This window comes from Mesorhizobium sp. M7A.F.Ca.CA.002.04.1.1 (genome assembly GCF_004022805.1).
Classification (GTDB): domain Bacteria; phylum Pseudomonadota; class Alphaproteobacteria; order Rhizobiales; family Rhizobiaceae; genus Mesorhizobium; species Mesorhizobium ciceri.
On record NZ_RZPL01000259.1, the window covers coordinates 1 to 7,061 of the forward strand.

General features: G+C 61.8%; 8 protein-coding genes. 5 read left to right on the forward strand and 3 right to left on the reverse strand.

Features of this window, described 5'->3' with window-relative positions; translation table 11 throughout:
- From ENZ75_RS15375 to ENZ75_RS15385, 3 genes are all read left to right on the forward strand, one after another.
- The coding region (locus ENZ75_RS15375) for an ATP-binding protein (protein ID WP_245481157.1) at positions 1–463 on the forward strand (463 nt) is incomplete at its 5' end.
- 220 nt (positions 464–683) lie between these two features.
- Positions 684–1,706, forward strand: a complete 1,023-nt coding sequence (locus ENZ75_RS15380) for a glycosyltransferase family 1 protein (RefSeq protein WP_013530012.1) — start codon at positions 684–686, stop codon at positions 1,704–1,706.
- A 207-nt stretch (positions 1,707–1,913) separates the two neighbouring features.
- Positions 1,914–3,488: a hypothetical protein gene (locus ENZ75_RS15385; protein ID WP_063168838.1), complete on the forward strand. Its 1,575-nt coding sequence runs from the start codon at positions 1,914–1,916 to the stop codon at positions 3,486–3,488.
- A gap of 115 nt (positions 3,489–3,603) precedes the next feature.
- On the opposite strand, the gene ENZ75_RS15390 is transcribed toward ENZ75_RS15385, so the two are convergent.
- The 3 genes from ENZ75_RS15390 to ENZ75_RS15400 all read right to left on the reverse strand — a co-directional run bounded on the left by ENZ75_RS15390 (position 3,604) and on the right by ENZ75_RS15400 (position 5,138).
- Positions 3,604–3,963 (reverse strand): tRNA-binding protein, encoded by a 360-nt coding sequence (locus ENZ75_RS15390; protein WP_063168839.1) that lies wholly within the window; start codon positions 3,961–3,963, stop codon positions 3,604–3,606.
- A gap of 27 nt (positions 3,964–3,990) precedes the next feature.
- The gene (locus ENZ75_RS15395; RefSeq protein ID WP_013530009.1) at positions 3,991–4,491 is read right to left on the reverse strand and encodes a YbjN domain-containing protein; all 501 of its coding nucleotides are present in this window, start codon (positions 4,489–4,491) and stop codon (positions 3,991–3,993) included.
- A 344-nt stretch (positions 4,492–4,835) separates the two neighbouring features.
- Positions 4,836–5,138 carry an accessory factor UbiK family protein gene (locus tag ENZ75_RS15400; RefSeq protein ID WP_063168840.1) on the reverse strand — a complete coding sequence of 101 codons (303 nt, stop codon included), beginning with the start codon at positions 5,136–5,138 and terminating at the stop codon, positions 4,836–4,838.
- A 169-nt stretch (positions 5,139–5,307) separates the two neighbouring features.
- On the opposite strand from ENZ75_RS15400, the gene lgt reads away from it, so the two are divergent.
- Entirely contained in the window at positions 5,308–6,162 is an 855-nt protein-coding gene (gene lgt, locus ENZ75_RS15405; RefSeq protein WP_027162149.1) for a prolipoprotein diacylglyceryl transferase, read from the forward strand.
- Positions 6,159–7,061: class I SAM-dependent methyltransferase (locus ENZ75_RS15410; RefSeq protein ID WP_164887836.1), on the forward strand; the 903-nt coding region annotated here is incomplete at its 3' end. The genes lgt and ENZ75_RS15410, both read left to right, overlap by 4 nt.

Here is a 7,061-nt window from a genome sequence, read left to right on the forward strand (position 1 = left end):
GTCCTTTGCCCGCGGCGAAGCTTCGGAAGACGCCGGACGGTTCGATCTCGAGGCCTATTTCGAAAAGCTCGACGAGGAAGCCAGGCTGCGCAAGCGTAAGCTGTCGACGACGCTTGCCGGCGATCACGATGTGCATGTGCGGCCCAATGCCTTTGCCCGGCTGATGTCCAACGTCATCGGCAACGCCTTCCGCTATGCCAAGACGGTGGAGGTCAACGCCACCCATGGCCGCGGCTCGCTGCTGGTCACCATCGACGACGATGGTCCGGGCATTCCCGCCGATCGACGCGAAGACGTGTTCAAGCCTTTCGTGCGGCTCGACGAGGCCCGCAACCTCGATGCCAGCGGCACCGGGCTCGGCCTGTCGATCGCCCGCGACATCGCCCGCTCCCATGGCGGCGACATCACTCTTGAAGACAGCCCGCTCGGCGGACTGCGCGCCATCATCAAGGTTCCGGCATAACCGGGCACGATTGCGAAAAGTGGAAACGGCTTCATCCGCCCGTCATGAAACCATGATCAAGAGCGCGCATGAAGCGCGCGACCTCAATTGATTCGGCCTTGCCGCCTCACTTCGACCCCGTACCTGTCCGGGTGCGCTGGAGCGAAGCGAGAGCAGCAGGCTGGTCGCCGTTCCGGCATCGTCTCAAGGCAACCGTCGACCTTTCAAGCAAAGGGCCGCCATGCGCATACTGATGGTCACCGATGCCTGGCGCCCGCAGGTCAACGGCGTCGTCCACACGCTGGAGCGGCTCACCGAGACGCTGAAGTCCTTCGACGTCGCGGTGGATTTCCTGACGCCCAATATCTTTCGCACCCTGCCCTTGCCGACCTATCCCGACATCAGGCTGGCGCTGACCACGCCCGGCCATGTCGCGCGCCTGATCGACGCCGGCAAGGCCGACCACATCCACATCGTCACCGAAGGACCGCTGGGCATCATGGCGCGGCGCTATTGCCGCAATGCCGGCCGTCCATTCACCACCAGCTATCACACGCGCTTCCCCGAATATCTCAGCGCCCGCCTGCCGGTGCCGGAAAGCTGGGCCTATCGCTGGCTGCGCGATTTCCATAATTCCGGCCAGGGCACGCTGGTCGCCACCCAGTCGCTCGCCGACGACCTTTCCGCGCGCGGCTTCACCAAGCTGCGGCCATGGACGCGCGGCGTCGACACCGACCATTTCCGCCCGGACAGGAAGAAGGACCTCGGCTTCCCCGGCCCGATCTTCCTCTGCGTCGGCCGCGTCGCCATCGAAAAGAACCTGGGTGCTTTCCTCGACCTCGACCTGCCCGGCAGCAAGGTGATCGTCGGCGAAGGCCCCGAGCTTGCCAGGCTGAAGGCGAAATATCCGCAAGCGCATTTCCTCGGCCATCGCCCCAACGACGAACTGGCCGAGATCTATGCGTCGGCCGACGTCTTCGTCTTCCCGAGCCGCACCGACACGTTCGGCAACGTCATCATCGAGGCACTGGCCAGCGGCACGCCGGTTGCCGCCTATCCGGTGACCGGGCCGATCGACATTGTCGGCGATGGTTTTGGCGGCGCGGTCTCCAACGATTTGCGCGAGGCCTCACTCGCCGCGCTCAACGTCGACCGTGCCGAAGCCCGCGAACGCGCCATGCGCTATAGCTGGAAGGCCTGTGCGGAAATGTTCCTCGATACGGTCGAGGAAGCACTGGGCACACGGCGAAAGCTGGCGGCCTGATCGTGCTTTTCGTTATCCAAGGGCGAAGCTGACACACCGCCACGGATGACAAAGCGCGGCGACGCACAATCAACCGTTAGTCTGCCACGGCACCTTGTTTCAAAGGGATGGTTCGGCGTGACGTATTGTGCGACTTCGGAGCCATGACCAAGTCAGATTGATAATTGTCGGCGACTCAAAATTTACCATTTCTACCTACATTGTGGCATGCTCGAAGCAACAGCCAGCAACAAAATCAACAGTTACACGAGCCATTTCATCAGGCCAGAAGGTATCTTGCTGATAGTTCTGCTGGTGGTGGCTTTCTTGCCCGTACTGCTCGTCGACATACCCGCTATGGCAGACTATCCAAATCATCTCGCAAGAATGTCGATCCTGATGCGCGCCGGTACGCCCGAAGCCCATCCCTACTATGAAGCCGCGTGGGCACCCTACCCTAATCTAGCCATGGATCTCGTCGTCCCGTTCGCTGGGCGCTTGATCGGGATCGAGCTGGCATCAAAGCTTTTCTATCTAGTCTCGCAAATGCTGGTCGTCAGCGGGGCAATGGCCGTCGGAGCGGCCGCACAGGGGCGTGTGATCCTCAGCGGCTTCGTCGCTTCGCTCTTCCTCTACGCCATGCCTTTCGCTTTCGGATTCGTGAATTTTGAATTTGGACTCGGGATCGTTCTTTGGTCCATCGCGGTTTGGATTTGGCTTGCGGAAAGACCTTTGCCGCTGCGCCTTGCGATCCACGCCGTCTTCGTCGTGGTTCTGTATATCTCTCACCTATTTGCCCTCGGCCTGTATGGCATTGTGGTGGGGCTGTACGAACTCTCCCGCTGGCCAGACCATATTGAGAATTGGAAACGCACGATCTTGCTGGTTGCCGGAATGGCTGCTCCGGTCGTCGCAGTTGGCGCCCTGGCGCTCGCCTACGGCGGCAAAGTGGGTGGCGAAGGAACCGAATGGGCCCTGTCGGCGAAATTGTTGGCGCTGGTTCAAGTCAACGGCTTCAGCAGATACACTTCCTCAGCCGTGACCGTGGTGCTGGTCATTCTCAGTTACCTTGCGGTGAAGCACAGGATGGTGGCGGTCTCTCGCGTCGGCTGCTGGATAGGCTTTGGGCTCTTGTGCCTGTTCATTCTCATGCCGTTTCGCGTTGCGGACACGGCCTTTGTCGACGGGCGCGTCCTTCTGGCGCTTGTTCTGATCCTGCCAGCCTTCGTCACGATCAAGCGTCCGCAAGGCTCGCGTGGAACACTTCTCGTCGCGCTGGCGTTTGGCGCCGGGCTTGCAAACAGTGGCATCGCGATCTGGGCCCAATTGTCGTGCCGCGGCGAATATCGTGCCCTTATGACCGCGTTCGACGCCATTCCAATGGGTTCGCGAATCCTTACCGGCCAGAATGGCCTCCCAGACGACCCGCCAACGAATCTGCTCCTTTATCCAATGTACAATGCTGCCGCGTTGGCTGTAGTCACACGCAATGCACTGATGCCAACGCTGTTCACCTATCCGGGAAAACAGCCGGTGAGGCCCCGGCCGGAAGTGGCAAACCTGACCGTACCGCAAGGCGGGCCTATCCCGATGTCTGAGCTGGAGGCCTACGCCGCCGGTGCTTTACCACCGGTCGAGGCAGCGTATGCAGCGCATTGGACCCGTGACTTTGACTATCTGCTGGTAATCGCGCCGGAGCGCAGCCCGCCACGACACGGCAACCTTGAATTAATCGCCGAAGGCAAACAGTTCAAATTTTACAGAATAAGGAAATTGGTCGACGCGGACAGGAAAAGCGGATGATGTCCACGCGCGACACTCCTGTCACGACATGGCATGAAATTCATGCTGAAGCATCTGCCGAAAGGATTATCAATCCATCCCGGTTCGCGGGGGATTCCGATCCCCAGTTGAGACCCTAAAACAACCGCCCGCCATCCGGCACCTTACGCTCGATCGCGCCGAGCACCACGGCGCCCTCTTCGTCGGGAAAGCCGAGAGTGAGCACTTCCGACATGAATGGACCGATCTGGCGCGGCGGGAAATTGACCACCGCGAACACCTGCCGGCCGATCAGCGTCTCCGGTGTATAGTATTTGGTGATCTGCGCCGACGATTTCTTGATACCGATGCCGGCGCCGAAATCGATCTTCAGCTTGAACGCGGGCTTGCGCGCCTCGGGAAACGGCTCGGCCTCGACGATCGTGCCGCCGCGGATGTCGACACGATCGAAATCGGCAAAACTGATCTCGGGCTTGCGCTCGGTGTTCGAACTCATCTTGGTCTTGTCTGCCTTAACGGGGACTCAGGCGTTGCCGTAGGTCTCGAACAGCACACCGGCCAGGGCATCCTTGGCCGAGGTTCCCGACCAGACGACGAACTGGAATGCCTGGAAATAGCATTCGCAGGCTTCCAGCGCCGACGACAGCAACACTTCGACCTGCTGGCTCGACGGCTCGACCCCGCCGGCCAGCAGCAGCGACTGGCGGAACATGATCGCGCCCTCCTGCTCCCAGAGGTCGAAATGGCCAAACAGCATCTGCTCGTTGATCAGCGACAAGAGCCGCATCACTTCCAGCGTGCGGGTCTCCGGCACCTTGATATCGAAGGCGCAGGCCAGGTGCAGCGCCTCGAAATCCTCCATCCACGAAAAGGAGACGTGATAGTCGGTCCAGCTTCCGGCAACCGAGATCGAAATCTCGTCGTCGCCGGCCCGCTCGAAAGACCAGTCGTTGTTGTGGGCCACCTGCTCGATAACATCCACCGGATGGATTTCGCGGGAGAATTCGAGTTCGAGAAGTTCCATGGAATGCTTCCTGTCGTTCTGTACGAGCGCCGCCACACGCTCCGCGGGAGGGCACACACAACGAACAATCTTGTCTAGAACTCGGACGGCCAGGACTTTCCTCGCGCAAAGACGACTTCTCGACGCAAAGACCCCAGACCGGACCCCACCGCCCGGTCGCATGATCCTGCTCCGAATCATGCAACAAATTCAGTCTATTGATCGGGAGTCGCGTGAACAGCCCAATTTTTCGCACTGCGTCATTCGCATGTGGAAAGCCGCTGTCACAAAGATTCATGCAATGCCGTTAAGCGATTCACGGCAAAGCGCTTTTCAGGATCGGGCTATGTGGAAAAGTTTAACGATTATTTTTTTGTGCGCGGCTTGGCGGCCGTCGCTGATGTGGCGTCGCCGGCCAGTTCTGCAAGCTTCGCCTCGAGCGCCTCGATGCGGGCGGCAAGGCGGGTGTTTTCTTCCCGCGCCTTGGCGGCCATCTCGCGCGCGGCTTCGAACTCTTCGCGCTGCACCACGTCCATCGTGTTGAGAATGCGCTCGGCCTGCCCCTTGAAGGCGGTCTCCACCTCACGGCGCACGCCCTGGGCGGCGCCGGCGGCGTCGGTCATCAGCTTGGCGAATTCATCGAGAATGCGGTTCGGTCCGGTCGACATGGCAAATCCTCGCGCTTGCACAAAATTGACGTAGTGGCGCCGCGCGTCGAATGCAAGCTTGTTGCACCTTGCTGCGGCATCAAGTCGAGTGCGCCCACCTTGCCTTGACCCTGCCAAAACCCTGCCGCATGGTCCGCGCCGAAACACGTTCGCAATCGAGAGTTCCCCGTTGAACGAATATTTCCTGCTGCCGCTGGCCTCCCTGCCCTTCCCCAACATCAACCCGATCCTCATCCAGATCGGGCCGCTGGCGGTGCACTGGTATGGCGTCGGCTATATCGTCGGCATCCTGTTCGCCTGGTGGTATGCCAAGCGGCTCGCCGCCAATGCCAGGCTGTGGCCGAACGGCGTCCTGCCGATGAAGCCGGAGGATCTCGACGATTTCATCGTCTGGGCGGCCATCGGCGTCGTGCTCGGAGGCCGCACCGGCTATGTGCTCTTCTATGATCTGGCGCGCTACATCGCGCACCCGCTCGATATCTTCGCCGTGTGGCAGGGCGGCATGTCGTTCCATGGCGGCCTGCTCGGCGTCATCCTCGCCATGACGCTGTTTTCCATCAAGCGCGGCATCCGCACCTGGTCGCTGTTCGATGTCGTGGCGGCCGGCGTGCCGGTCGGCCTTGGCCTGGTGCGCGTCGCCAACTTCATCAATTCCGAGCTGTGGGGCCGGCCAACCGACGTGCCCTGGGCGTTCGAATTCCCCAATGGCGGGCCGTTTGCCCGTCATCCGAGCCAGCTTTACGAGGCGCTTCTGGAGGGCGTGGTGCTGTTCCTCGTGCTGCGCATCCTCACCCATTCGCGCCTTAAGCTGAAGACGCCGCGCTTCGTCGGCGGCGCCTTCATCTGCGGCTACGGCCTGTCGCGTATCTTCGTCGAGTTCTTCCGCGAACCCGACCAGCAGCTCGGCTATCTCCTCGGCACCAACTGGTTGACCATGGGCATGATCCTGTCGTCGCCGATGGTGTTGGCCGGCATCTGGGCGATGCTGACCGCCAAGCCGGTGGCACAGCCGCAGCCGGCATGACACGGCTGAAGACCCGCATCGTCGACCTGATCGAGGCCCTGGGGCCGCTTCCCGTCAACGAGTACATGGCGCTGTGCCTGTTCGACCCGGCGGACGGCTACTACACGACGCGCGAGCCCTTTGGTGCGGGCGGCGACTTCATCACCGCGCCGGAAATCAGCCAGATGTTCGGCGAACTGGTCGCCGTGTGGCTTTATCAAGCCTGGCTGGCGGGCGGCCGGTCGCGGTCGGCCACCATCGCCGAGATCGGACCCGGCCGCGGCACGCTGATGAAGGACATGCTGCGCACGCTGTCGCGGCTCGATCCTGACCTGGCCAACGGCGCCACCTTCGCCATGATCGAGACAAGCCCGCGCCTGACCGAGGTGCAAAAAAAGACGCTTGGCGTCACACCCTTCGCGGTTGGCTGGCACGAAACCATCGAGACCTTGCCGCAACAATCGCTGTTCATCGTCGGCAACGAACTGTTCGACGCCGTTCCCATCCGCCAGTTCATCCGCGCCGGCGCCGGCTGGCGCGAGCGCATGGTCGGCCTCGACGAGACCAACGACCTTTGCTTCTTCGCCGGCGCCGGCTCGGTCGACCCGACGCTGCTGCCCGCCGATGCCGCTCACGCGCCGCAAGGCGCGATCGCCGAAGTGGCACCTGCCCGCACCGCGCTGATGGCAACAATCGCCGAGCGCATATCCAGGCATGGCGGCGCCGGCCTGTTTCTCGATTACGGCCATTTCCAGCCGGGTGTCGGGGACACGCTGCAGGCCTTGCGCAGCCACGATCACGAAGATGTGCTGGCCAATCCCGGTGAGGCCGACCTCACGTCCCACGTCGATTTCGCCGCCCTTGCCGCGATCGCGCGTGCACATGGCCTCGAAGCCCATCTGACGACACAGGGCGACTTC